Genomic DNA, 25,102 nt, shown 5'->3' with positions numbered 1-25,102 from the left:
ACATCACCTACTTTGTGAATGATTGGAACTAACCTGGTTTGTATGCATAAAATATAATATGTTAAGACAAATATATTTCACACTAACACAAAAGCAAAGAACAGAGTGGTAAAATTTTTCAAAACTTTTTTGGAGGTGTTCTGAGGTGATCGTTCTTGTGTTCCTTGGGGGTATCCTCGCGGGCTTTTTAAATGTTCTTGCAGGTGGTGGCTCAATGATCACACTTCCTATCTTAACTGCTCTGGGACTCGGAATAGATGTTGCAAACGGAACAAACAGGATCGCCATAATACTTCAAAATCTTGTGGCAATTGAAAGGTTCAAAGCCAAGAAGGTTTTGAAAATAAAAGAAGCGATTCTTGTTGCTTTGCCGGCCATAGTGGGAGCGATTCTGGGAAGCTCCATAGCGGTTCAGATAGAAAAAGAGATGCTTCAGAAAATCGTAGGTGTTATCTTCCTCGTTATGGCCGTTTCTCTTGTCTGGAAACCCAGAATCTGGCTTGAGGATAGATTCGTCAAAAGAAACTGGGTTCTCATATACATCGTCTTTTTTCTGATCGGTATCTACGGTGGGTTCATTCAAGCGGGGGTCGGTTTTCTTCTCATGCCTGCGATCGCTCTTCTTCTTGGATACGAACTGGTCAAAACAAACGCTGTAAAAGTCTTCATCGTGGCTTCTTACAATATAATCTCACTTGTGATCTTCATTCTGAACGGAAAGGTGAACTTCCTCTACGGTTTCATTCTCGCTCTTGGGAATATGACTGGTGCGTGGCTCGCTGCCACTTTCTCCATCAAAAAAGGTGCAAATTGGGTGAGATGGATCGTCTTTACAGCAGTAATCGTGGTTGGAATAAGATACGTTTTTTAATTAACTTTCAATCAAAAAGAAATAGAAGTGTGCCATGATAGAAGATGGAATAATGCATAAAGTGAGGGAGGTGTACCAGTGACAAAGAAAGAACCTGGAATAATCGTTGGTGTAAGCAACAGGCATGTCCATCTCTCAAAAGAGGACCTGGAGATTCTCTTCGGCAAAGGCTACGAACTCACCCCCATAAAAGATCTCAGACAGCCCGGTCAGTACGCAGCGAAAGAGACAGTGACCATAGTAGGACCGAAAGGCGCGATAGAGAACGTTCGCGTACTGGGACCTGTCAGAAGAGAAACACAGGTCGAGATCTCCAGAACGGATGCCTTCAAACTCGGACTCAGACCCCCTGTTAGAGACTCGGGAGATCTCGAGGGAACACCGGGAATAGTCATCATAGGTCCAAACGGCATTCTGGTTAAAGAGAAGGGAGTCATCATAGCAAAAAGACACATACACATGCACCCAAAGGATGCCGAACACTATGGAGTTAAAGACAAAGATCTTGTGAAGGTGATCGTTGAAAGCGGAGACAGAAAACTGATCTTCGATGATGTTCTCATAAGAGTGAGGGAAGACTTCGCACTGGAATTCCACGTGGACACAGATGAAGCGAACGCAGCGATGCTCAACACCGGGGACTTCGTTTATATCGTGGAGTTCTAAAAAAATAAAAAGGGGAGCGTTCGCTCCCCTTACTCTTGAACTTCCACCTCGATCACTTTCTTCTTCCTTTCTTCTTTCTTTGGTACCCTTATCGTGAGAACACCGTTCTTGTACTCTGCTTTGATCTTTTCTACGTCAACGTAGTCTGGGAGTCTGATTGCCCTTTCGAATTTTCCAGCGCTTCTTTCAACGTAGTAATAGTTTTTGCCTTTCTGTTCTCTTTCGAGTTTCTTTTCACCAGAGATCTTCAAAATGTTCTCTTCAACCGTTATTTTGACGTCTTTTCTGTCTATGCCTGGGATTTCTACTTCTATCACTACTTCATCGTCTGTTTCGTACACATCCATGTCTGGTGCAAAGAACTCCTTAGCGGGTCTGACCTCCGTCCTGAAGAAGTCATCGAAGAGCCTGTCGATCTCCCTCTGGAGTTCCCTGAACGGCCTGAAGATGTCTTCTCTTCTTCCAAGGAGCATCGTGTCACCCCCTTTTCACTGGTTCGATGTTTCTCCACCAGTTGCAGATTTGTAGAGGTATTCTCCTATCTTCATACTTTCCTTCTGGAGATCATCGAAGAGCATCTTCACTTTTGGTATGTCGTTTCTGTTTATCGCGTCTCTGAGTTCTCTGATCATGTCTTCAAGTCTGGACTTGAGATCCGCTGGTATCTTATCTCCGTGTTCTTTCAGAGTCTTTTCTACGCTGTATGCGAGATCGTCTGCTCTGTTCTTGAGTTCGATTTCTTCTTTGAGACGTTTGTCCTGTTCTTCGTATCTTTTCGCATCTTCTATCATTCTCTTTATTTCGTCTTCGGAGAGCTTGTGTCTTCCTGTGACTACCATGGACTGTTCTTTTCCAGAACCGAGATCTTTTGCGGAAACGTGGACTATTCCGTCGCTGTCTATGTCGAACGTGACCTCTATCTGAGGAACACCCCTCGGTGCCGGTGGAATTCCAACGAGTTTGAAGCTTCCAAGGAAGATGTTTTCCCTCGCAATCGGCCTTTCACCCTGATAGACTCTGATTTCTACTTCGGTCTGACCGTCTTCAACCGTTGTGAAGATCTTGCTCTTCCTCACGGGTATCTTGGTATTTCTTGGGATTATCGGTTCGAAGAGTCCGCCTTTGACTTCTATTCCGAGTGTTAGTGGTGTTACATCGACGAGAACGATATCTCTTCCCTTTGCTCCTTCGGTGCCCGCAAGTATCGCCGCCTGGATCGCCGCTCCGATAGCAACTGCTTCGTCCGGGTTGACGCTCTTGTTGGGTTCTTTTCCGAAGAACTCCTTTATGAACCTCTGCACCATTGGAACTCTGGTCATACCGCCGACGAGTATGATTTCGTCGATATCCTGTGGTGAGAGCTTTGCATCGTTCAGTGCCTGTTCGATTGGGCCTCTTGTCATTTCAACGAGATCTCTTGTGAGCGATTCGAAGAGACTTCTGGTGATTCTCATTTCAAGGTGCAGAGGCTGTCCGCTCGGAGAAACAGCGATGAACGGCAAACTCACATCGGTTTCCATCTTCGTTGAAAGCTCTATCTTGGCCTTTTCGGCAGCGTCTCTCAATCTCTGAAGCGCCTGTCTGTCTTCTCTGAGATCTATTCCGTGCTGTTTTTTGAATTCCTCTGCCATCCAGTCGATGAGTCTCTGATCGAAGTCGTCTCCACCGAGGTGGTTGTTACCAGCTGTCGCGATGACCTCGATCACACCTTCTCCTATCTCGAGTATGGAGACATCGAACGTTCCACCACCGAGGTCGTAAACCAGCACTTTCTCTTCTTTTCCAGCTTTATCGAGTCCGTAAGCGAGGGCCGCTGCGGTTGGTTCGTTGATGATCCTCAAGACCTCAAGACCTGCTATGATTCCAGCCTCTTTCGTTGCCTGTCTTTGGGCATCGTTGAAGTAAGCGGGACAGGTGATGACGGCTTTCTTTATTTCACCACCGAGGTACGCTTCCGCGTCGTTCTTCAGCTTCTTGAGAATGAACGCGCTGATCTCCTGAGGAGTGTATTCTTTATCGTCTATTCTCACTTTGTAATCAGTTCCCATTTTTCTCTTTATGGATTTTATCGTTCGTTCAGGATTGAGTATCATCTGTCTCTTGGCGGGTTCTCCTACGAGTATCTCTCCACTCTTTGTGAACGCAACCACGGATGGTGTGACCCTGCTTCCTTCAGCGTTCGGTATCACTTCAACTGTACCGTCCGGTTTCATCCAAGCTATAACAGAATTTGTCGTTCCAAGGTCTATTCCCACAACGAATTCTTTCTTTTCTGCCATTGTGCCACCTCCTCAGAACCTTTTCTCATCCATGAGAAATTATAGTGAGGCACAGAATGGGATGTCAAGGGGTCGTATGAGAATTTGTACAAACATATATTCGTCTCATAATGATGGAAATCGAATATATAATTTTTTAGAAACAATATCGTATAGCAAATGAAACTTTTGAATGATAATAACAATTCAGATCGAAAGTGAGCTATAATTTGTTCTGTCGGGGAGGGATCGAAGTGAAGATCGCGGAAATCTCTTCGAGAAGACCCATAGCCATCTTTATGCTGTTGACAGCTGTTGTCTTCCTTGGTTTCATTTCGTTTCAGCATCTCAAGCTGGATCTTCTTCCTCAGATAGAGTACCCTTACGCTGTTGTTATAACCACGTACATGGGAGCGGGCACGGAAGAAGTCGAAGAACTCGTAACCAAACCTCTTGAAGGGTACATTTCCTCAACTCCGGGTGTTAGAAGGTTCACCTCCATGTCGATGGATTCCGTTTCTTTCATCCTCGTCGAGTTCGACTGGAATGTGAAAACCTCCGAAGCCGTTGGAAGACTCTCAAGGTACGTAGATCTTGCCACTCGCGACCTGCCAGAGGGTGCGAATCCTGTGGTCGTAGAGTTCGATCCTTCCTTACTTCCCGTGTATGCTTTCTCAACGGAAGATGACTACGAAGATGTCGTGTCGAAAATCAAAAGACTGCCGGAAGTCGCCAGTGTAGAATTGATGGGAAAACCAGAAAAAATCGTCGAGGTTATACTTGATCAGGAGAAAATAAAACGGTTCGATGTTGATCCTTCGTTGATAGAGACCATCCTTTCAGGGAATCTCGTTTACCCGTTCGGCTATGTGAGCGATTCTGAAGGAAACATTTACCCCGTTTCCGTCGATGGCCGGTTTGAGAACATAGAAGATCTCAAAAACACAATCGTTGGTTTCAGGGGAGTGAAATACCAGTCCCTTCTGCAGGGTAAGGTACCGAACATACTCGTTCCCGTGAGATTGAGAAACATAGCCGAGGTTAATATAACGAACGAAAGCGTTCAGGGAGAAGTCAGGGTCAACGGAAAGAAGGCTTCTCTCATCGCTATCTACAAAAGAAGCGGTGCGAACACCGTCAAAACTGTCCGTGAAATAAAGAGGATACTGAGAGATTCCAAAATAAATTACATAGAGGCCATGAACCAGGCTTATTACACTGAAAGAGCGATCGACAATCTTCTCAAGAATCTTCTCTACGGCTTCATCGCGGCTTTCGTGGTGGTTTTGATCTTTTTGAAGGATTTCACGTCAACCATCGTCACTTCGTTTTCCATTCCGCTGTCCCTCACGATCACCTTTGTTCTTCTTTACGCCTTCGGCTTGAACCTCGACACGCTCACGCTGGGCGGTCTCATCATGGCACTGGGAATGCTGGTGGACAATTCCATAGTCGTGTTTGAGAACATATACCGCCATCGCTCCCTCGGTGATCCAATACCGGACGCTGCGAGAAAAGGTGCGGGAGAGGTGTGGCTGGCGATTCTTGCTTCCACACTCACAACCGTTTCTGTTTTTCTTCCCATAGTGTTCTTCACAGGTTTTGTAGTGAGACTGTTCAAGTATTTCGCCATTGCGTTCGTCTTCGCACTTTCTTCTTCGCTGTTCGTATCTACAGTCGTCGTTCCAGCGGGTACAAGGTGGATAAAGCCAAGAAGGGGAAAACTCACCGAAGCACTGCAAAAGCATTATCGGAAGGCATTGGAATGGTGTTTGAAGAGAAAGAAACTGGTCCTGGTGATTTCTTTTGCTCTGGTTGCAATCTCCGTGATTTACCTTCTTTCGAAACCTCTGGGTTTTCTCCCGTCTTTCCAGACGAATCTCATGGTGATAGATGTGAAACTTCCCTCTCAGTCGTCTTATGAAAAAACCACCGAAGCTGTAGAGCAAATAGAAGATTACCTGAACAAACACAGAAACGAGTACAAAATCTCTTCTTTCTACTCGGAAGTTGGAATAACGAATATCTACTCTCAAATAATGGGAAGGGGACAGAACGAAGCAAGAATAATGGTGAACCTCGGAGGAAGCAGGAGGGAATTCGCGAAAAACAGAGAGAAACTGAAGAATGCCATCTCCCAGCTGAATATTCCAGAAGCGAAAATAGAAGTTCTTGAGCAATCACAGCAGATATACGAAATTCTGGGCTATCCTGTGACGATCGAAGTGAGAGGAGATGATCTTTCTCTGATACAGGAAAAAGCAAAAGAAATCTTCGAGCGTTTAAGGGAACTGCAGGAAGTCAAAAAGATTCAGATAAGAAATTCCTTTGAAAAGGAAGTCCTTCATGTGAAAATAGACCGGAACAAAGCCCTCATGAACGGTGTGGTGACAGGCCAGGTCTTTTTGGATCTCCAGACCTACCTTCTCGGGAAGAAAATCGGAACACTGAGAACGGAAGAAGGAACACTTCCCATCGTTTTGAAAAAGGCAAAATCTCTATCTCCCGAAGACTTATCGAAGATTTCGCTTACTGGTCTCAAAGGGGATGTCTCTCTTGGTGCAGTTTCAAACATATCGAGGGAAACACTTCCTTCTATAGTGGAACACTCCGATGGAGAACGTGTTGTTTACGTAGATCTGGTGAGTATAGAAGGTTCGATCGGCGAAGTTGCAAAGAAAGTAGAAAATCTTCTAAATGAAATTGATCTTTCTGGTGTAAAAGTGGAAATCACCGGACAGAAAAGTTTCATGGACGAAGCGTTTTCGGAGCTTCAGTATGTTGTTTACATAGCGATCGCACTCGTATACATGATTCTCGCTGCGCAGTTCGAGTCTTTCACACTGCCTTTCATTATATTCTTCACCATACCCTTCGCTGTCGTTGGGGTTGCCTTCGCGGTTTTCGTGAACGGATACTCACTGAATGTACCCGTTCTTGTTGGTCTTCTCACCCTTTCGGGAACGGTTGTGAACAACGCCATCGTGATGCTGACAAGAATAGAACAGATAAGACAGGAAAAAGGTCTCTTAGAGGCCACACTTGAAGGTGCTCAGAGCAGGTTGAGACCCATCCTGATGACCACCTTCACCACGATCGTTGCGCTTCTACCAACTGCACTTAGCCACGCAGAAGGATCGGAAATAGAGTCTCCAATATCGTGGGTGGTGATCTTTGGAATGCTTATATCCATGCTGTTCACTTTGTTTGTGATCCCTGTGATCTACACTGCGATCAGAAGAAAAGTCAGAGTATAGATGAGAGCTTCTCAACTATCTTCTCACAGCTTTCTGGATCGCGCACAGCAACGAATATGGTATCGTCTCCTGCGAGAGTGCCCACTATCTCGTCTATGTCGAGTCTGTCTATAACCCGAGCGATACCGCTTGCGGTACCTGGTATCGTCTTTATGACGATGAGATTCCCTGCCCTGTCTATACTCTCAACGAAGGATTTGAAGTTTCTTTTCAGCTCTTTCCATGGATCGATCACAGGGGTTTCATCGAGAAGTTTGTACACGTAGTTTCCGCTCTCGTCCATGATCTTCACGGCACCTATCTCTTTCAGATCTCGAGCGACGGTCGGTTGAACAGCTTTTATTCCATATTTTTTCAGTTCTTCTACGATCTGGAATTGATTACTTATTTTTTTCTCATGTATAATCTTCCTTATCAGTTCCTGTCTTCTCTTCTTTGAAATTTTCAATTGAAAACACCTCCGAAGAACATTTTTGAAAGCATACAACTATATATATAGCATAAATATGAAAAATATGAACAGAAAATTCAATTTTTATGATGTTGTTATCAAAAAAGTAACGTATTGGTTTATCAAACGAAAAAAATGATTGCTAAGATAATTGTGGGGGGTGGGAATATGATCAAGAAGGTCAAGACGGGAATTCCGGGGATGGACGAAATCCTTCACGGCGGAATTCCTGAGAGAAACATCGTGCTCATCTCTGGAGGACCCGGTACCGGAAAGACGATCTTCTCTCAGCAGTTCATATGGAACGGACTTCAGATGGGGGAACCCGGCATCTATGTTGCACTCGAGGAACACCCCGTTCAGGTGAAGAAAAACATGGAAGTTTTCGGCTGGAACGTTGATCCTTTTGAGAAGGAAGGAAAGTTCGCCATAGTGGACGCGTTCACTGGTGGAATCGGTGAATATGCCGAGAAAGAAAAATACGTCGTAAAAGACATAGACGATGTCAGAGAGCTCGCCGAAGTGCTGAAGAGAGCGGTGAAGGAAACACAGGCAAAAAGAGTTGTGATCGATTCTGTAACCACTCTCTATATCACGAAACCCGCAATGGCAAGAAGTATTATCTTCCAGCTCAAGAGAATACTCTCCGGTCTTGGATGTACATCGCTCTTTGTGAGTCAGGTGTCAGTCACTGAGAAGGGATTCGGAGGTCCTGGTGTTGAACACGGAGTGGACGGTATCATCAGACTGGATCTTGATGAAATCGATGGAGAGCTCAAAAGAAGTTTGATCGTCTGGAAGATGAGAGGAACGTCTCACTCGATGAGGAGGCATCCGTTCGAAATAACCGATAAAGGAATCGTCATACATCCTTCGGAGGGGGGTGAAGAAAAATGAAACTCAACTTCAATCCCGTGACCAAAGAGGAGATTCACCAGCTCGAGATCGCTTTGCTCGTTGGTACACTTTTCAGAAAGGAAGTGCTCGAGGAGATCAGAAATTCTGCTGAGAGGCTCACCTGGGTTGACAGCCTGGCGGTGGCCGCCGGTGCCCTCGCAAGGGCAAAGGCAGGAATGACAGCTTCCGAAATAGCAGAGGAACTCGGAAGGACAGAAGCAACAATCAGAGAACACGTCAAGGGAGAAACCAAAGCCGGAAAGCTGGTGAACGAAACTTATGAACTTCTGAAGGAAGGAAAGTTGAGTGTGGAAGGATTGATAGGTGAGGGTATCAAGGTAGTCACTACTACTACTGGTAGTGACGAAAAGCTCCAGGAAGTCAAGAAAGAGCTCGAAGAAATCAAACAGAAACTTGAAAGTGTGATTCAGAAACTGTGAGGCGGGGAATCAATCCCCGTCTTTTGTGAACAGAAGAACCACTATTCCTCCTGAAAGCACAGCAAGACCCAGTGTCGAAAACATAAGAGAGTAAGACTTTTCTGCGAGCAATCCCGCCAGGAAAGGTCCGATGGTTGCTCCAAGAAATCTGGCAGAGCTCAAAAGACCAAGTGCTCTTCCCCTCTGAAGGTAGTGGAATCTTCTTCCAAGAAAATTGTTCGATCCGTTGATGAAAGCTCCAAAACTCGCTCCCAAAAAGGCATAAGCCAGCACTGGTGCCCAGTTCTCAGGTATCATCATGAGAAAGGGAACCAGTGAAGACATGAAAATGCCTAGAACACTTATGAATTTCGGATCTGTTTTTTCAACGAGTTTTCCAAAGAAAAAATGTGATGGTATCTGGATGAGTGGATTCACAGCCGTGACGAAACCTATCGTTGAAGCACTATAATGAAATCTTTCGTTTAGATAGACAGCTATCAGTGACATGGAGCCGGAAGTTCCCATCTGCCTCAAGAGACTCCCCAGGTACAGTGCCCAGATTCCATGCTCCATTACCTTCCTTCCAAAATGAAAGTCTTCCTCTTTCTTCTTTTGGATCTTCTCTTCTTTCAACCCGAGAGCAGGAATCACGGATACTGCCACGACTATCGAAAAGAAAACAAAAGCGAGTTTCAGATCCATGAACATCAGCAGAAAACCTATGGAAATCCTGCTCAGAAGCATCCCAAGTGAATTTGAAGAGTTGTAAAGTGAAAATCCAAGTGACATTCTCTTTGCAGTGCTGCTGAGCGCCATGGCAGCGGGAGGATACATTCCGTTGAAGAACGCTATGATCATGGAAACGATCAGAATGGCAGAAGGAACGTCTATGACCGCGTACAGAGGATAAAAAGCAGATGCTAGAACGAGGCTCAATATGATGAATACTTTTCTTTTCCCGATTTTGTCTGAAATTCTTCCCCAGAAAACGTTAGAAAAGGTGTTCATTGCCCCTTGCAAACTGGAAAGGAGCCCTATTAGAAAGAGAGTTGCTCCTATTTCTTTCATGCGAAGCTGTATCAGAAGATTGAAACTCATGGTGCCCATAGAGCGAAGAACGTTGGTGAGAAAGAGCATCCTTCAACCCTCCAGCAATTAGTTCGGTATGTGAATTATTTTATCACAATGACGAAAAACATCAAACATCAAAAGAATAGCAAACAAAAAATCCAACAACTTATCATGTACCTATCAAATCATCTGCTACCCGTCTGCCTAGGAACAAGAGACTTTATCCACTCGACAAAAGCGGGATAATTTCTCGTCTGGACATAAATTCTTCCTGGGCCTGTGAAGGTACACACCAGACCTTCTCCACCGAAGAGTGTGGATTTCAGCCCACCAAATGTTCTAACGTTCCATTTCACCGTTCCATCGAACGCCACGACATGTCCTGTGTCAACGGTAAACTCCTCTCCCGACTGGAGTTCTATAGATTTTATTCCTCCAAAAGAAGAAACGGCCACATCACCGTGACCAACGAATTTCAAGAGAAATATTCCTTCACCAGAGAAGAATGATTTCAAACCACCGAATGAAACGTCCATTTCCACCGAAGGATCACATGCCAGGAAAGAAGTCGATTGAACGTAGAGGATGTCTTTCAGAGGTATCACGTCTATATCTCCCGGAAGCTGAGGAGCCAGACCGACTTCACTTTCTCCGCGGGAGATGTACGTGTTCATGAAAAAGTTCTCCCCGCCCAAAATGGCTCTTTTGAGGGCTTTCCAGACACCTCCCGTTGCTGAAGTGTTAACTTCGATGGGTCCTTTCATGTAAACCATCGCACCCGGTTCTACCACAACACTCTCCCCAATCGAAAGAAACACCTTCAAAAGAGCGTAGCTACCTTTCAGTACGATTTCGTACTTCACCCTTTCCCCTCCTTCTGTAAAACTCACAGTGATTCTTCAGAAAGCACTCTTCACACAGAGGATTCTGCGGTTTGCAGATTCTTCTTCCGAATTCGACCATAGAACCGTTGATCGGCCCCCAGAGATCTTCCGGGAGCAATTTCTTGAGGGCTTCTTCTGTTTCTTCCGGTGTTCTTGTCTTCACCCAACCCAGTCTGTTGCTGATTCTGTGAACATGCGTATCAACCGCGAGGGCAGGTTTTCTGAAACCCACCCACAGCACTATGTTCGCTGTTTTTCTTCCCACACCGGGAAGTTTGAGCAGTTCTTCCAGCGAATCGGGAACTCTTCCGCCGTACTTTTCCACGAGGATCCTGGATATCTCCACGATTCTCGCGGCTTTTTGCCTGTACATCCCGGACTCCTTTATCAAATTGTAGAGATCCTCTGGTTTTGCCTTTGCGAGTTCCTGCGGTGTTCTGTAAACTTCGAAGAGCTTCTTCGACGCTTTCTCTGTGTTCTCGTCGCGCGTTCTCTGGCTCAGGACAGTGGAGATGAGAACTCTGAATGGATCCGTTTCTTTGTGGTTCCTTGGAAATCGCTTCACGATTTCTCTTGCCAGCTCTTCTATCAAAGTACCACCTCACAGTTTTTCCATGAGACTCCTGTAAGCAACGTAGGTTTCGAAGAGGTCCGCCTTCGAGGAGATTTCAAAAGGAGAGTGCATCCCCAGAAGAGCGGGTCCCATATCGATCACATCGGATCCTCTCTCAGCAAAGAACTTGGCAATTGTTCCTCCTCCGCCCTGGTCCACCTTCCCGAGGGTGGCCACCTGCCAGATGACTCCCTGTTCGTTCAGCACTTTTCTCACACGAGCTACGAATTCAGCGTGCGCGTCGTTCGTGGAGTATTTTCCCCTTGCACCCGTGTACTTCACAAGAGCAACTCCGTATCCCAGTTTCGGAGCGTTGTGAAGATCGTGGACATCTTTGTAAGGAGGATTCACGGCAGCGCACACATCTCCGGAGATGACGGAGGTATTCTCAAGAACTTCATCGAGCACGAACTCCGAATCTTTCGCACCCTGCATTTTCAGAATTTGTCTGAGGGCTTTCAAGTAGAATCTGGCTTTTGCTCCCGTGTTTCCGTCGCTTCCTATTTCTTCCTTGTCGAAGAAGATCACACCTATCGATTTTTCGGAATTTGCAGACAGAAGCGCTCGAAGAGCTGTGTAGGCACATATCCTGTCGTCCTGTCCATACGCTCCTATGAGACTTCTGTCTATTCCTACCTCTCTCGGTGAGAAAGCAGGAACCACTTCTATCTCACCGCTCACAAAGTCCTCTTCGGTGATACCGTACATCTCGTTCAAAATCTTGAGAACGTTCGTCTTCACCGCTTCTTTTTCTTCTCCACTGAGGGGGATCGTTCCGGCTATGAGCATGAGGTTTTCTCCTTTGAACTTCTCAGAGATCTTCGCGTCTTCCTTGTCGAGATGCGGAAGAAGATCTGGAATCGTGAAGACGGGATCCTCCGGTTTATCCCCTATGTGAATCTCTATCTCCGTTCCATCGTTTTTGAAGAGAACACCGTGTATTTCAAGAGGAATGCTCAGCCAGTGATACTTCTTTATTCCTCCGTAGTAGTGTGTTTTGAACAGGGCTATTTGTTCGTCTTCTATCAACGGATTGGGTTTGAAATCCAGCCTCGGAGAATCTATGTGCGCAACCACAAGGTTCAGGCCTCTTTTCAGGTCATCCACCACACGAAAGGCGGCGATGGCTTTTCCCCGGTTCACAGCGTAAACTGTCATGTTCATGGGATCCCCCGCGAAGTCTTCAAGAGGAACGAATCCCGATTCGTCGAGGATTCTCTTGATTTCTTTCACCGTCATCCTTTCGGTTTTTGCTTTGCTCATGAATTCTATGTACTCTTTCGAAAAGGCTTCTATCTCCTCCTTCTTCCTGTGGTGCCAGACGTTTTTCCTTTCCATTTTCATCAAACCACCTCCGTTTTGTAAGGCTTCATTTTAACTCCCTCAAAGACAACCTCTTCCCCTGAAAGATTGTGAAACACCTTCAAAGAATGCTGATCATCGTAGAGTCTGTACACAAGGAACTTGTCCTCTTTGCACAAAAATTCGAGCTTTGCCCGATCGATCCACTGGTTTTCCTTTCTGAATCTCGTCCATCCCAGCGTGTGCGAAAGAATCGAATCGGGATCTTTCTTCTGGTATTCCACAGAGACACCAGAGAAAGGCCCGTTGTACGCGGGCCACTTCCAGAAGGTCTGTCCCTCAACGCACATACTCTCATTCCACGGAAACGGATCCAGAACGACTTCTGTGTTCGGTTTCTGGTAAATTCCTTTCATTCCAAGCTCGTCCCCATAGAACACGAGAGGAACTCCCGGGAGAGTGAAAAGAATGGAAATCGAAAGTTTGATCTTTTCTTTGCTGAAGCCTCCTTCAAAGCTTGCAAGCCTCGACATGTCGTGATTCGAAGTAAAATTCACCGGGAGGTAGTCTTTGCCGACAACGGCCCTTTCGATCGACTCTATCAGAACTCTTGTGTTCTCTTTCCATACAGCTTCCTTTATACAGTGGGATGTGTCAAAGTTGAGCATGTAGCCAAATATTCTGCCGTGTTCATCCACCATTCTGGCCTCTGCCCATATCTCTGCGAGGAAGATGCCCTTCAAATCGGAAAGAAAGTACTTCCAGAAGCGAACATTCTGTTCGATCGTATCTCTCATGTGCTTTGCTGCATCGAACCTGAAACCATCCACTCCCATATCGAGAAGGTGGAGAACCAGTCTTTTCATTTCATCGAATACCTGCGGGTTGTCGTAGTTCAAGTCGGGTGAGAAAGGTCCAAAGAGCCCTCTGTAGAACCTCCCATCTTCCAGGGGATGCCAGATCTTTTCTCCATCCCACTCTCTTCTCTCGTCCAGATCCGTCTCTTTGTTTGCCCATACGTAGTAATCTCTGTAGTGTGGATCTCCTTTCAGCGCCTTCTGGAACCACGTGTGGAGAAAGCCTGTGTGATGGATGGGAAGGTCAAGAACGACTTTTATTCCGCTGTCGTGGAACGCTTCGAGCATCTCTTTGAACTCTCTCACGCTACCGTACTCAGCTTTGAAAGAATAAAAATCCACCACGTCGTACCCGTGAAAAGATATGGAGGAAAAAACAGGCATGAGCCAGACAAAGTCAATCCCCAGTTCTTTCAGGTAGGAAACAGCGTTTTTCAATCCCCTGAAATCTCCCACACCGTCGAGGTTTCCATCCCTGAAAGATCTCACGTAGATCTGATAGCCTATCATTCCTCTATCCTCCTTGGCTCAACAAGAATGGTTTTGTAGTTCGTGTATATCACCATACCGGGTTTGAACCCCTTAGGTTTTCTTACATATTTTATGAATGTGTAATCGACCGGCACTTTCCCGGAGTTTTTTCCCTTCGAGTAACCGGCCGCGAGACTCGCCGCGTACTCCACGACTTCCTGAGGCACCTCCTTTCCTTCTGTCTTCACCACAACGTGGGCTCCCGGCATCTCGTGAGCGTGGAACCACAGGTCCTCCTTCGAGGAAGTTCTCACGAGTTCATCGTTCTGTTTGTTGTTTCTTCCTATGAGAATTTTGAATCCGCCGTAGTACACCTCTCTGAAACGGGTTTTCTTTGCTTTTTGTTTTTTCGTTTTCCTCTCTTTCAGGAGTCCAAATTCTCTCATTTCTTCTTCTATCTCTTCGAGTGTTTCCAGATCTTCCGCGTCTTCGATCGTCTCCCACAGCTGATAGAGATACTCTTTTTCCCGCTGTATCTCTTCGAGCCGTTTTTCTACCTGTTCTTTCTTTCTCTGCAGTTTTTTGTAGGTATTGTAGAACTTCTGGGCCGTCTGGGCAGGATCTTTTCCCACATCCACAACGATCTTTTCGTTTGTCTCCCAATCCGTGAGTTCGACCTCTCCGGATTTTCCCTTTATACTCCAGAGGTTCTGAACGATGAGATCGCCGAGTTTTTTGTATCTTTCGGCTTTCTCCGCTTCGGAAAGTTCCCTCGAGAGTTTTTCTTCAAGATCCTCCAGATCTTCAATTCTGCTCACAACCACTTTGATAAAACGATTTTTGGTGTTTTCAAAGGTGGATTTTTCTTCTTTCCATCTCACAAATTCGTTGATACCCTCGGAGGGTTTTTCAAAGTACCTTTCTTTGAGGCTCAGCATGGTGAACCTGAAGGCGGAAACTTCCACAGGGTGTGAAGCTTCGTAGTAGACAAACACCCCCGGGAGTTCTAGCTCCTTTTTTATCTCCTCAAGAACTTCGAGTATCTTCCTTTGATCCACAGCCTTCCACGGAGTATCCAGTTCGTAGCCGGTTCTGTGGATCAGCTCTTCCACGGAGACGGGAGAGAAGCCTTCGAGAAGTGAAAGGAGAACGTTTCGGATCGTTTTTTCACTCTCTGGTGGAAGCTCTCTCAATTCAAAAATGGAAACCTTTCCGGAGGGAAAAATCACGAACTCCCTGCCGGGGAGGATTTCTCTCTTTTTCGTTACAATGCGTCTGTGTGCGTCGATGATCCTCCCATCTCTGACCAGTATCATGTTCGAGTGGATTCCCATTATTTCGATGTAGAGATCTTTTTGAACGATTCCCTCTATCTCATCGAATTTCTCGAAGGAAAACCGCAGTGTTCTGTCCATCCCAATTTGTTCTACCTTTAGAAGTTTCGCACCTTTCAGTTCCTTTCTCAGAAGCATCGTGAACGAAGAGGGCATCTTCTCCGATGCCTCTTCTTTTTCGGCAATCGCTACATGGGAAACGTCGGGTCTCAAACACACTCGAACGGTCGCACTTCTGAAAAGAAAATAATAATCAACCGTCGTTGGTTGATAAATCTGCCTCAAGTGTTCTCCTTCGAGTTCCTTTAACTCTCTGACTGCTTTGTGCAAAAGCAACCCATCGAAGGGCATATCAATCGACCTCTATGCCGAATTTTTCTATGATCTCAAACACTTTCTTTATATCCTCCGCATGCTCTTCGTTTCCACCAGGGGTTTCCAGGATCCATGGAACTTCCTGGATCTCTTTGAAGGAGAAAAATACGGCAAAACCTTCTTCACCTATGAATCCGCTTCCTATTCTTTCGTGTCTGTCTTTTGCCGCACCGAGGGGGTATTTGGAATCGTTCAGGTGTATCATCTTGAGTCTTTCCAGACCAAACAGGGTTTCTATTTCGTTTAGCAAGGCTTCGACCCCTTCCTTTTTTGTGATGTCGTATCCAGAGTCGAACCCGTGACACGTATCGTAGGTGATGGCCACACGGTCTTTTTGATCGACGAGATCTCTGATTTTTTTCAGCTGTTCCAATTTGTATCCGATATTTCCTCCTTTTTGTGAAACGTTTTCAAGAAGAATCACCACACCTTCGGTGTTGTTCAGCACTTCGTTCAGACCTCTTACTATTCTGTCTATTCCCTCTTCCTCTCCAGTTCCGAGGTGGCTTCCGGGGTGAATGTTCAGATACCTTATACCCAGCTTTCTGCAAATTTCCACTTCTTTTTTCAAAAGTTCAACAGATTTCTGCCAAATGTCATCCTTTGGACTGGCGAGATTTATGAGGTATCCACTGTGACAAAACGCGTTTTCCCAGTCGATACCGTGTTTTTTCATCTCCCTTTTGAATTTCGTGGCGGCCTCGTCAGAAGGGAGTTTTGCACTCCAGGAGCGAGCGTTGTGAGGAAATATCTGGAAGGAGTTCCCCCCTATGTTTACTGTGTCTTGTGGTACCCTGTCAAATCCTTTCGAGATGGGCATGTGAGCTCCTATTTTTATCATGCTTCTTACCCCTTTCCCGGTGATATAATGAAACGGTGCATGGGGGTGACATCGTGTGGATCACTGCGCTTGTTGTTCTCAGTTTCACTCTATATTCATTTTACACCTGGGCGTTTCTTGTTCGTCACAGAAAGATCATCTCGTACATAGAAAGAGAGATTTTGGAGTTAGAAGAAAGAGAGAAGCTCTTCAGAAGAGAAGTCGTCTCAGGAAATGACTTTGTCAAAGAAAAATACGAAAAAATACTGAAGCTCCTCGAAAAAGCCAGGGAAGACTACAACTTTGAGGTAGAGAAATTCAACAGGAAACTCAAATCACCTCTTTATTTCATACCTGCAAAGCTTTTTGGAGAGGTTCCTTTGGAGAAGAAAGATTAAATTTTCTTTTTGCGCTCTTTCCATATTTTTTCCGCTTCTTCTAAGGAGATCTTTTCTTCCCAGAACAGCCAGGGTTTCCTGTGTGAGATCTTTTCCACCACCTTCTGAATAGCACTTTCAAGGTCTATTCCGTAATCTCTCTGTGCCACTGCTGCCACGAGAAGAGCGTCGTAGATGAGATCTCCTATCTCTTCCTCGAGATTTGCGAGGTCGTTTTTCTTCACAGCTTCAGCGACTTCTTCTATTTCAGAAGCGAGTGCTTCAAGCAGAGTTTCAATGCTCTGTTTCTCTAACCAGGGGCACTTCCTCAAACTTCTTTCGATGATTTCAAGAAGTCTTTCTACCATCCCTTGACCTCCTCCCAATCCCCTGAAGGGGATGGGACTTTTGGTGGCTCTCAGGCCACCTTCCATGGAGCCAAAGATGCTCCATGGCCACAGAGGTGTGGATGAAACCTCACACCTCTGACGGGGGCCAAGCCCGCTACTACCTGGCCTGTGCCAGGATACCTTTTCCAGATGTTGATTGCTCCAACTCCGTCCCTGTGATACTCAAAACCACAGGCTTTGCAGTGGTATCTTCTTCCATTCGGCTTGTTCTTTGCACCACAGACAGGGCACGTCTTGCTCGTGTTCGCTTCTGAAATGAGTTCCACTTCGATTCCGAACTGCTCTGCTTTGTACCTTATCATCTCGATGAGTTTTCTGAACTGCCACTGGTGGATCTTCTGGTTCGCGTTGTCGCTGTAGTCCGCTCTTTCTCTGATCCCTGTGACGTCTCCTATCACGATGGTTCTGATTTGTTTTCTGAGGCACAGTCCGATGAAGTTACTTGTGATCTTGTGCATGATGTCGTTGATCTGGTTTCTGAGCCGTCTCAGGACTCTTTTCTTTGCACGAACAAGCTTGTTGTACCTTCTTGATCCCTTCTTGCACTCTGCTATGGCAGACTGAAAACTTGCAAGGCGTTTGTTTCGATAGCGAAGAACACTGCTGAGGACTCCTCCGTGGTAGCTGATGACTTCTTTTCCATCAAAGCACGTGATGGGACGGAGCACTCCAAGGTCGACCGCCATAACACCAGAGCCAGCATTCTTCTCTTCAATCTCCACCTCTATCGCAAGGTGGAGATAGTATCCATCTTCAAAGACAAGTCTTGCCTGTTTGATGCGAAGGGGAGGTTTGAGAGGTGTTTGTACAACAAATGATTCTCGTTCTTTGCCCAAAGACAGTCTTAGGGTACCGTCTGGCAGAAGTTTTACAGCGCTTTCTTTCCATATGAACGGCAGATAGCGTTTTTTCTTGTGGGGAGGTTTTGCATCTTGATTCTTTTTGGCTGCTTTGAAGTACCCTTTGAGGGCTTGAAAGTAGAGCTGAACAAATGTCTGCTTTGAATGGACGTGGATTTTGATGTTTTCTGCCCAGCGGAGGATGTATTTGTCTGCGGCAGGCCAGGACAGCCAGAAGCCTTTCTTTTGGTGTATCTTTTGCACGAGAGACATCGTTTTGTTGTAGATTCTTGCTGCTGTGCGGTTGAGTTCTTCGCATGTTTGACTCAGGTGTCCTGGTACGGCGAGTTTGTAGGTTCGTATCACACGTCTTGACATTCCTCGATGTACCTCCTGATAGTTTCTTCAGAGGCATTACCAGCTGTTCCAACGTAGTAACTTCGAGCCCAAAGGCCCTCTTTGGTTCTAAGCTCTGGAAATTTCTCCAGCAGTTTCCTCGCTGAAACACCCTTGAATAGGTTTGCTATCTCAGCCGGTGAAAATCTCGGAGGCGCCGATACAAACAAATGAACATGATCAGGCTGAATAGAGAGGGCCAGTATTTCTATTCCGTGTTGTTTTGCTGTGTTGCGGAGTATTCGTTCAAGTTCTTCAGCTATGGAGCCGACCAGGATTTTTCTGCGGTATTTAGGTATCCACACAAAATGATAGTTCAGATTATAATGACTCCACCTTGTCTTCTTGATATGCATACCTATCACCACATTCAATTATATCATAAGATAATTAACACCACAACAAACCTATCCCCCTGAAGGGGGATAGTAAGTGGTTGGGGTTCTGTCATTCTATTTGCTTTTAGAATCAGCTCTTTTGTTTCCATGCTCAAAATTTCTTTCAATTTCATCACGCTCCTAAATTCGATGAATTCTATAATATATTATAGGAAGTTCTTAAAATTTGCATCACAAAAAGGAGGTGAGAGTATGAAAATCGGATTCCTCAGCAGATGGGGTGCCACGTGCGGTGTGGGGATGCACGCAGAGATACTTGCAAGAGAGTTCATCAGAATGGGACACGAAGTTGTGGTCTTTGCACCAACAGAAGAGAGTGCCAGCAAGGAAGTTAAATACTACAAAAGAACGGAAGCCCAGGATCCGGAGTTCGTGAAGAGAGAGATCTACACGGAAGTGGACAACGTAACAGAGGAGGGCTGGGTGAAAGAAGAAGAGATTTTAAAGGAAAACCTGGACCTGCTCATAATAGAAACCTTCTGGAGAGTTCCGGTAAAACCACTCACCAGGCTCATAGAAAAGCTGAAGATTCCGGTTATTTCCGTTTTCCATGAAGCAAACATCTTCAAAGCAAGAGAAGTGGTGAAACTGCCCTGCGATAAAATCGTGGTTTTCGATAGAAGGTTTTACGATGAGATTCTGGAGTTTTACGAGATCCCCCGGGAAAAGGTCGAAGTGATCAGCTACCCGGTTATGAAACCCTACGATGTGGAACCAGAAAGACCCGTCAGTGAAGACAAGTTCCTGTTCTTTTCGTTTGGAAGACAACCCGTCGAAGAATACTGTGACTTCCTCAACGCCCTGAAAAAACTCAGAAAGAGATTCGACAACGTTCACTACTGGATCATCAGGTCAGATGGAAGGGTGGATTACGAGGCTGAGTGGATCACTCAGTGGCAGAAAAGACCAACCGTCGAAAAACTCTACAGTTATCTGAAGGGATCGAACGTACACCTTCTACCAAAAGGAAACACTCCGAACGTTGTTGTGTCTTCTACCCTGTATCAGATCATAGCGAGTGAAACCCCCATCGTCATAAGAGACAGTAGATTCGTTGAAACCATAGAGACCGACGCGTACGGATTCGGCCCCATCGTGAAGTACAGAAATATTCACGATCTGGTTCACAAGCTCGAGCTTTTGATGCTGGACAGAGAGCAGGTCGAGGATATCAAGAAAGAAGTGAGGGTTTTTGTGGAAAAGTACGGCGGTGACAAGATCGCTCAGGAATTCCTGGATCTTGCAAAGACCATCACCAAATGAGGGGGTAGCCTCCTCATTTTTTCACCAGCACCCTTATAACCCCGGGGATTATTGAAAAGAAAATCTTCTTGGCCCAGAAAGATTCACCATCGAATTCCACCGGTTCATCTCTTTGAAACTCCACCACCACCTTTTTCGCCTGATAACCCTCCACCCCGGGATGTTCCAACAGCTTTCCGTTGAACACCCTGTGCAGGTTAGCCAGGATTCTCAACTTTCCTATGTCGTTTATCACTGTCACAGCAAGAAGGCCGTCGTCTGGCACAGCGTGGGGAAGTTGGTTCATGCCTCCTCCATTGTATTTACAGATCCCAACGTTCATGGAAAAAACCCTCTTCTCCCACACCTTTTCATCGATCTGGATCCTGGCAGTAGGGGGATCGTATTCGATGATAGAGGAGAAAATCCTCGAGAAGTAAGAAACGCGGTTCTTCCTCTTGAGAAGGTTGGTCCTGTAGGTCACAAATCCGTCGAAGAAAAGGCCTGCAACATTCACGAACGCGCGCTTTTCTATCTCTCCGCTCGCTTTTTCGTATTCACCTACTCCCAGATCCTGAACGAATTCTTTTCCATCTTTCAATGTTTTGATCGCTTCTTCGATCTCAAGAGAAACGCCGATCGTTCTCGCCCAGTCTTTGCCGCTTCCGAACGGTATCCACCCGAAGACAACTTCTCTTAAATCGTATCCGTTCAAGAAGATCCCGTTTACCACCTCGTTTACCGTTCCATCTCCACCGAACGCTGCTATTCTTCTGTATCCCTCTTTGAAAGCCTTCTTTGAAATTTCCATCGCGCGACCTGGCCTTTTTGTGAAGGCAACCTTGTGATCTATCCCGTGTTTCTTCAGAAGATCTTCGACCCTGTCCCAGATTTTTCCAGCTCTTCCTCCACCCGCAGCGGGATTGTAGATCAGGAATACCATGTTCATCCCCTTCCGATCAGAGCAAGCAGAATAGATACAGCAAAGGCTCCAAGACTCACAGAGAGAAACTGCCATCCTTTTTTATCGTAGAACTTTTTCTTTTGATTCTGCTTCTTCTTTATAGCACGTGTTCCAAGATCGAAAAACACTATCGCGATGAACAAAAGTCCAAAACCGGCAAAGAACAGAAAATCCGATACAAATCTCAAAGTCTCACCTCCGCAGGGGATATTCTACCAAAAAAAGGGCAGGAAATCCCTGCCCTTCTTTAGTGTTTCTGATTCCTTTACTCAATAAGGCTTCAAGGATTCTTTATAGATTGCTTCCACCAGATTCTCATCTACTTTCATTGGTGCCAAATTCAGCAGAAGATCTAATGCAGGAGTTTCAAAAGCAAGCCTTACAAGTTTAGGGATGTCTTTTTCAGAAAATCCAACATCCGCCAGTTTCTCTTTGACACCCAAGTTAAAAATCCACTGTTCAAGTTTTGAAGCAGCTTCTTCCGCTTCATTCGGTCTTCCTTTTAAATCAGGAATTATAGGCTGATATACGTAAGCAAGTATTTGTGGTTTCGCTTTATATGTGTATTTAAAAACAGCTGGAAGCAGCATAGCAAGTCCCAAACCATGAGGAAGATCGGGTTTGATAGCACTCAGCGGATGTTCAAGAGCATGCGTGAGATGTAGCATACCATTATCGAAAGAGATACCTGCTATTGCAGAAGCATACATCAGGAAGTAACGCGCTTCTAAGTTATCAGGTTTTTTGAGAACCTCGGGTAAGTATTCAGATATCAATTCCACAGTATTTCTTGCAAGATTTATTGAAAATGGATTTCCTAAAGAAGTTGTAGCTGCTTCTGTGATATGATTCAGTGCATCAAGAGAGGTATAAATACTTTGTTTTTCTGGAAGACTTTTAGTTAGCTCTGGATCATCGATAGAGAAGGTTGGATAAATGCAATCATAGGCTATTGGTGGTTTGTATTCTTTTTCCAGAATAGATGCCACTGCAAATCTATCGACTTCTGTTCCTGTACCATGTGTTGTGTTTATGGCAATTATGGGTTTTGCTTTTTCGGGTATGAACTTTTGTTCATACAATTCTTCAGCTGTTTTTTCAGGATACTCAAGTAATATTGCGACACTTTTTGCAGTGTCGATGGGGCTTCCTCCGCCTATTCCTATCACGGCTTGAGCGTTTATTTCAAGCGCTTTTTTTGTAGCCTCGTTTATCTGTTCGGTTGTGGGATTTGGTGTCACATCATCATAAACTACGTATTCTATACCTCTCTTTTCCAAAGCAGGCTTCACTTTATCCCATGCACCTGTAACTTTGTACGCAACTTTGTCACTAACAACTACCACAGACTTTATACCTCTTTCCTTCAGAAAATCCAGTATATCCTCGATTTTAGCTAATGCACCCGCCCCAAAGTAACAAGTCGTTTTTGTTCTTATTTCAATTACATTTTTGATGTTAATCTCTTTGGACCACATAATCTATCACCTCCTGATTTTCATTGTACCCGGACTTTCTTCATTGTGAATTTCATAACAATTACATTTGTGAAAATTTTCTCACACGACTATTCTCACCTCGTATCCCTTTGCGATCAACACCCTCTCTATCTCTTCAACGTGTTTTTCATCGACCGTCTCAAGCTCGAGCTCTATTTTGGCAAAACCAATGGGAACTTCCTTCGCGGAGCGATTGTGAAAAACGGAAAGGACGTTTGCGCCGAGTTCCGCCACTATCCCGAGAAGCTCTTTCAGGGTACCGGGTCTGTCCATCACAAACGTTTCTATGAACACTTTCCTTCCGCTCTTCACGAGCCCTTTGTTTATGATTCTGTCTATCATGTTCACATCTATGTTGCCGCCGCTTATCACGATAGCTACCTTCTTTCCCTTCACATCCAGTTTGTTCAAAACAGCGGCCACCCCCACTGCTCCTGCACCTTCAGCAACCACCTTTGCTTGCTCAAGAAGGAAAAGGATGGCATCCGCTATTTCTTCTTCGTTCACCGTGACCATCTCATCGACGTACTTCTTCACCAGCTCGAAGGTCAGGTCACCGGGCTTTTTCACGGCTATTCCATCGGCAAGCGTGGGTTTACCCTCGACCCGCTCTGCCCTGCCCCTTCTCAGTGAAGCGATCATGGAAGGCATGTTCTCCGTTTGAACGCCTATTACTTTAACCTCAGGATTCATCGATTTGATCGCAACGGATACTCCCGAAATCAAACCACCTCCACCAACGGGCACTACCACCACTTCCACATCCGGAAGATCTTCCATTATTTCCAACCCTATGGTTCCCTGCCCAGCGATGACATGAGGATCGTTGAAAGGATGCACGAAAACCGCACCTGTTTTCTCCTGTATTCTGAGAGCTGCTTCGTAGGCCTCGTCAAAAATGTTCCCCTCAAGAATCACCTGAGCTCCAAGATTCCTCGTTTTGGTGATTTTAGAAAGAGGAGCGTACTTCGGCATCACGATGGTAGCGGGAATACCGAAGATTTGAGCAGCAAGTGCCACTCCCTGCGCGTGGTTTCCAGCGGACGCGGCAACGACTCCTCTCTTTCTTTCCTCTTCGCTCAGGTGGGCTATTTTATTGTACGCTCCCCTTATTTTGAACGAACCGGTCTTCTGGAGATTTTCCATCTTCAGGTAGATCTCTCCACCTGTCACTTCGCTCAGAACAGAGCTGTAAGCAAGAGCGGTCCTGTGCACCACATTCTTCAGCGTTCTTTGGGCTTCTTTTATATCCTCGAGTGTGATCACGAGAAACACCTCCCGGTTTTCTGAGCAACCACAGTTTTAATCTTACTCCAGGCCCGAACTCGTTTGAAAGAAGGAGTTTCTCATTTTACTTGTGAGAAATTCACGTTTTTTTCACAAAAAAAGGCATAGAATTTTATCGTCAAACAATCGAAAAAGGAGGTATTCGTATGAAAAATCTCTTCGTGGTGCTGTTGTCTCTCGTTTCTGTGCTGAGCTTTTCTGTTTCTCTGAATGATGTTCTTCAAACCGCTCTTGCGAGCAGTACAGATTATCAAATCGCGCAGATCAACTTAGAATCCGCGACGATGGACTACGAAAAAGCAAAACTCGAAGCAACGAACAAGAGATCAGAACTCTCCGCAGAACTCAGCTACTACAACAACCTTCAAAGCTACAGAAACTCGCTGAAATCCGCTTATCAAGATGTTCTGGGAAGGATTTTCAATCTCCTGACCGCTGACCTTTCCTACGAAATCGCACAGCTGAACTTCGAAAACGCCCAGGAAGACTACAAAACCAGTCAGGAGCTTTTCAAGAAGAATCTCATTTCCGAGAACGACCTGAAAGATTCAGAGCTCACCCTCGAAGAAGCCAGCAACAACCTCCTTTCCGCCCAAAAAGACCTTGAAGAAGCCCAAAAAGATTATGAGGAGATCTTCAGCGTGGAAGTGAGTGAAATAGAGCTTCCTCTCATCGATTATCAGAACCTTGTGAGTGAAGACGAATACCTCGACAATCTTTCTTCCGTCAAGATCGCGGAGCTGAACATGAAGATCGCTGAATACGATCTCAACAACCTCTCCGCTTCCGCTTCGAAGTACGAACAGAAAAAGGCAGAGCTGAATTACAAGAAATCAAAGATGAACTACGACGAAGCTTTGAAAGAAGCAAAAGACAGCTATAAGAGCACCCTCGATTCTCTGGAAATCGCCTTCTTGAATTTGAAAGTACTGAAAGAAAAGGTTGACCTCAACGAGAACATCCTCAAAGATTACCAGGAAAGATACGAAAAGGGACTGATCTCAAAGAAAGAACTGAACACCCAGAAGATCAATCTTCTCAACACCAAAAAGAACTACTTCAATTCGCTACGCAGCTACTACACTTCGATCGTGAACTTCCTGATAGACGCTGGAAAAGAAGTCTCCTTTTGAAGAAGGTG

Annotated in this window: 25 protein-coding genes; 8 read left to right on the top strand and 17 right to left on the bottom strand. The window is 45.4% G+C overall.

What is annotated here, in order from left to right; translation table 11 throughout:
* Positions 1-145: 145 nt before the first annotated feature.
* Both AS158_RS08335 and AS158_RS08330 read left to right on the top strand, forming a co-directional pair.
* On the top strand, positions 146-871 hold the full coding sequence (locus AS158_RS08335) for a sulfite exporter TauE/SafE family protein (RefSeq protein WP_004083192.1): 726 nt from the start codon (positions 146-148) through the stop codon (positions 869-871).
* 78 nt (positions 872-949) lie between these two features.
* Complete coding sequence (locus AS158_RS08330) at positions 950-1,537, top strand: phosphate propanoyltransferase (RefSeq protein WP_008193527.1); 588 nt, start codon at positions 950-952, stop codon at positions 1,535-1,537.
* A 29-nt stretch (positions 1,538-1,566) separates the two neighbouring features.
* On the opposite strand, the gene AS158_RS08325 is transcribed toward AS158_RS08330, so the two are convergent.
* Positions 1,567-2,010, bottom strand: coding sequence for an Hsp20/alpha crystallin family protein (locus tag AS158_RS08325; RefSeq protein ID WP_004083188.1), 444 nt, complete (start codon positions 2,008-2,010; stop codon positions 1,567-1,569).
* 15 nt (positions 2,011-2,025) lie between these two features.
* The gene (gene dnaK, locus AS158_RS08320; RefSeq protein WP_004083187.1) at positions 2,026-3,816 is read right to left on the bottom strand and encodes a molecular chaperone DnaK; all 1,791 of its coding nucleotides are present in this window, start codon (positions 3,814-3,816) and stop codon (positions 2,026-2,028) included.
* 233 nt (positions 3,817-4,049) lie between these two features.
* On the opposite strand from dnaK, the gene AS158_RS08315 reads away from it, so the two are divergent.
* A complete protein-coding gene (locus AS158_RS08315) occupies positions 4,050-7,052 on the top strand; it encodes an efflux RND transporter permease subunit (RefSeq protein ID WP_012310617.1) in 3,003 nt (1,000 codons plus the stop codon).
* Here the strand turns inward: AS158_RS08315 and argR are convergent.
* Entirely contained in the window at positions 7,042-7,500 is a 459-nt protein-coding gene (gene argR, locus AS158_RS08310) for an arginine repressor (protein ID WP_004083185.1), read from the bottom strand. The two genes, AS158_RS08315 and argR, sit on opposite strands and share 11 nt — an antisense overlap.
* A gap of 171 nt (positions 7,501-7,671) precedes the next feature.
* On the opposite strand from argR, the gene AS158_RS08305 reads away from it, so the two are divergent.
* Both AS158_RS08305 and AS158_RS08300 read left to right on the top strand, forming a co-directional pair.
* Positions 7,672-8,400, top strand: a complete 729-nt coding sequence (locus AS158_RS08305; RefSeq protein WP_011943170.1) for a KaiC domain-containing protein — start codon at positions 7,672-7,674, stop codon at positions 8,398-8,400.
* Positions 8,397-8,840: a transcriptional regulator gene (locus tag AS158_RS08300; protein WP_012310618.1), complete on the top strand. Its 444-nt coding sequence runs from the start codon at positions 8,397-8,399 to the stop codon at positions 8,838-8,840. Before AS158_RS08305 ends, AS158_RS08300 begins: the two co-directional genes overlap by 4 nt.
* Positions 8,841-8,849: 9 nt before the next feature.
* On the opposite strand, the gene AS158_RS08295 is transcribed toward AS158_RS08300, so the two are convergent.
* The 7 genes from AS158_RS08295 to AS158_RS08265 all read right to left on the bottom strand — a co-directional run bounded on the left by AS158_RS08295 (position 8,850) and on the right by AS158_RS08265 (position 16,570).
* On the bottom strand, positions 8,850-9,959 hold the full coding sequence (locus tag AS158_RS08295; protein WP_165304842.1) for an MFS transporter: 1,110 nt from the start codon (positions 9,957-9,959) through the stop codon (positions 8,850-8,852).
* A 119-nt stretch (positions 9,960-10,078) separates the two neighbouring features.
* Positions 10,079-10,756: a TIGR00266 family protein gene (locus AS158_RS08290; protein WP_008193539.1), complete on the bottom strand. Its 678-nt coding sequence runs from the start codon at positions 10,754-10,756 to the stop codon at positions 10,079-10,081.
* Positions 10,728-11,369, bottom strand: a complete 642-nt coding sequence (gene nth, locus AS158_RS08285; RefSeq protein WP_165304841.1) for an endonuclease III — start codon at positions 11,367-11,369, stop codon at positions 10,728-10,730. The genes AS158_RS08290 and nth overlap by 29 nt, the downstream gene beginning before the upstream one ends.
* A gap of 9 nt (positions 11,370-11,378) precedes the next feature.
* Complete coding sequence (locus AS158_RS08280; protein WP_165304840.1) at positions 11,379-12,734, bottom strand: aminopeptidase; 1,356 nt, start codon at positions 12,732-12,734, stop codon at positions 11,379-11,381.
* Positions 12,734-14,059, bottom strand: coding sequence for a 4-alpha-glucanotransferase (gene mgt / locus AS158_RS08275; protein ID WP_165304839.1), 1,326 nt, complete (start codon positions 14,057-14,059; stop codon positions 12,734-12,736). The genes AS158_RS08280 and mgt overlap by 1 nt, the downstream gene beginning before the upstream one ends.
* Positions 14,056-15,705 carry an NFACT family protein gene (locus tag AS158_RS08270; protein WP_165304838.1) on the bottom strand — a complete coding sequence of 550 codons (1,650 nt, stop codon included), beginning with the start codon at positions 15,703-15,705 and terminating at the stop codon, positions 14,056-14,058. Before AS158_RS08270 ends, mgt begins: the two co-directional genes overlap by 4 nt.
* 1 nt (position 15,706) lies before the next feature.
* Positions 15,707-16,570 carry a deoxyribonuclease IV gene (locus AS158_RS08265; RefSeq protein WP_165304837.1) on the bottom strand — a complete coding sequence of 288 codons (864 nt, stop codon included), beginning with the start codon at positions 16,568-16,570 and terminating at the stop codon, positions 15,707-15,709.
* 53 nt (positions 16,571-16,623) lie between these two features.
* Between AS158_RS08265 and AS158_RS08260 the strand changes: the two genes are divergently transcribed.
* Entirely contained in the window at positions 16,624-16,947 is a 324-nt protein-coding gene (locus AS158_RS08260; RefSeq protein ID WP_165304836.1) for a hypothetical protein, read from the top strand.
* Here AS158_RS08260 and AS158_RS08255 read toward each other — a convergent pair.
* Genes AS158_RS08255 through tnpA form a run of 3 tightly spaced genes read right to left on the bottom strand, consistent with a single transcriptional unit; the run spans position 16,944 to position 18,927 of the window.
* Positions 16,944-17,294, bottom strand: a complete 351-nt coding sequence (locus AS158_RS08255) for a MazG nucleotide pyrophosphohydrolase domain-containing protein (RefSeq protein ID WP_004083161.1) — start codon at positions 17,292-17,294, stop codon at positions 16,944-16,946. The two genes, AS158_RS08260 and AS158_RS08255, sit on opposite strands and share 4 nt — an antisense overlap.
* 50 nt (positions 17,295-17,344) lie before the next feature.
* Positions 17,345-18,553, bottom strand: coding sequence for an RNA-guided endonuclease TnpB family protein (locus AS158_RS08250; protein WP_165304835.1), 1,209 nt, complete (start codon positions 18,551-18,553; stop codon positions 17,345-17,347).
* Positions 18,538-18,927 carry an IS200/IS605 family transposase gene (gene tnpA, locus AS158_RS08245; protein ID WP_038051475.1) on the bottom strand — a complete coding sequence of 130 codons (390 nt, stop codon included), beginning with the start codon at positions 18,925-18,927 and terminating at the stop codon, positions 18,538-18,540. Before tnpA ends, AS158_RS08250 begins: the two co-directional genes overlap by 16 nt.
* 234 nt (positions 18,928-19,161) lie before the next feature.
* Here tnpA and mds point away from each other — a divergent pair, with 234 nt between their 5' ends.
* Positions 19,162-20,232, top strand: a complete 1,071-nt coding sequence (gene mds, locus AS158_RS08240; RefSeq protein WP_011943183.1) for a GDP-mannose:di-myo-inositol-1,3'-phosphate beta-1,2-mannosyltransferase — start codon at positions 19,162-19,164, stop codon at positions 20,230-20,232.
* 13 nt (positions 20,233-20,245) lie between these two features.
* On the opposite strand, the gene AS158_RS08235 is transcribed toward mds, so the two are convergent.
* From AS158_RS08235 to ilvA, 4 genes are all read right to left on the bottom strand, one after another.
* Positions 20,246-21,154, bottom strand: coding sequence for a diacylglycerol kinase family protein (locus AS158_RS08235; protein WP_038051478.1), 909 nt, complete (start codon positions 21,152-21,154; stop codon positions 20,246-20,248).
* 2 nt (positions 21,155-21,156) lie between these two features.
* Complete coding sequence (locus tag AS158_RS08230) at positions 21,157-21,363, bottom strand: hypothetical protein (RefSeq protein WP_004083158.1); 207 nt, start codon at positions 21,361-21,363, stop codon at positions 21,157-21,159.
* Between the two features lie 81 nt (positions 21,364-21,444).
* On the bottom strand, positions 21,445-22,653 hold the full coding sequence (locus AS158_RS08225; protein ID WP_008193562.1) for an iron-containing alcohol dehydrogenase: 1,209 nt from the start codon (positions 22,651-22,653) through the stop codon (positions 21,445-21,447).
* A gap of 81 nt (positions 22,654-22,734) precedes the next feature.
* The gene (gene ilvA, locus AS158_RS08220; RefSeq protein WP_008193563.1) at positions 22,735-23,940 is read right to left on the bottom strand and encodes a threonine ammonia-lyase; all 1,206 of its coding nucleotides are present in this window, start codon (positions 23,938-23,940) and stop codon (positions 22,735-22,737) included.
* A 167-nt stretch (positions 23,941-24,107) separates the two neighbouring features.
* On the opposite strand from ilvA, the gene AS158_RS08215 reads away from it, so the two are divergent.
* Entirely contained in the window at positions 24,108-25,094 is a 987-nt protein-coding gene (locus AS158_RS08215) for a TolC family protein (RefSeq protein ID WP_011943187.1), read from the top strand.
* Positions 25,095-25,102 lie beyond the last annotated feature (8 nt).

The sequence above is a fragment of the Thermotoga sp. 38H-to genome (genome assembly GCF_011057665.1).
Classification (GTDB): Bacteria; Thermotogota; Thermotogae; order Thermotogales; family Thermotogaceae; genus Thermotoga.
Note: the sequence above shows the minus strand (reverse complement) of the source record. Positions and strands in the feature narration are given on the sequence as shown.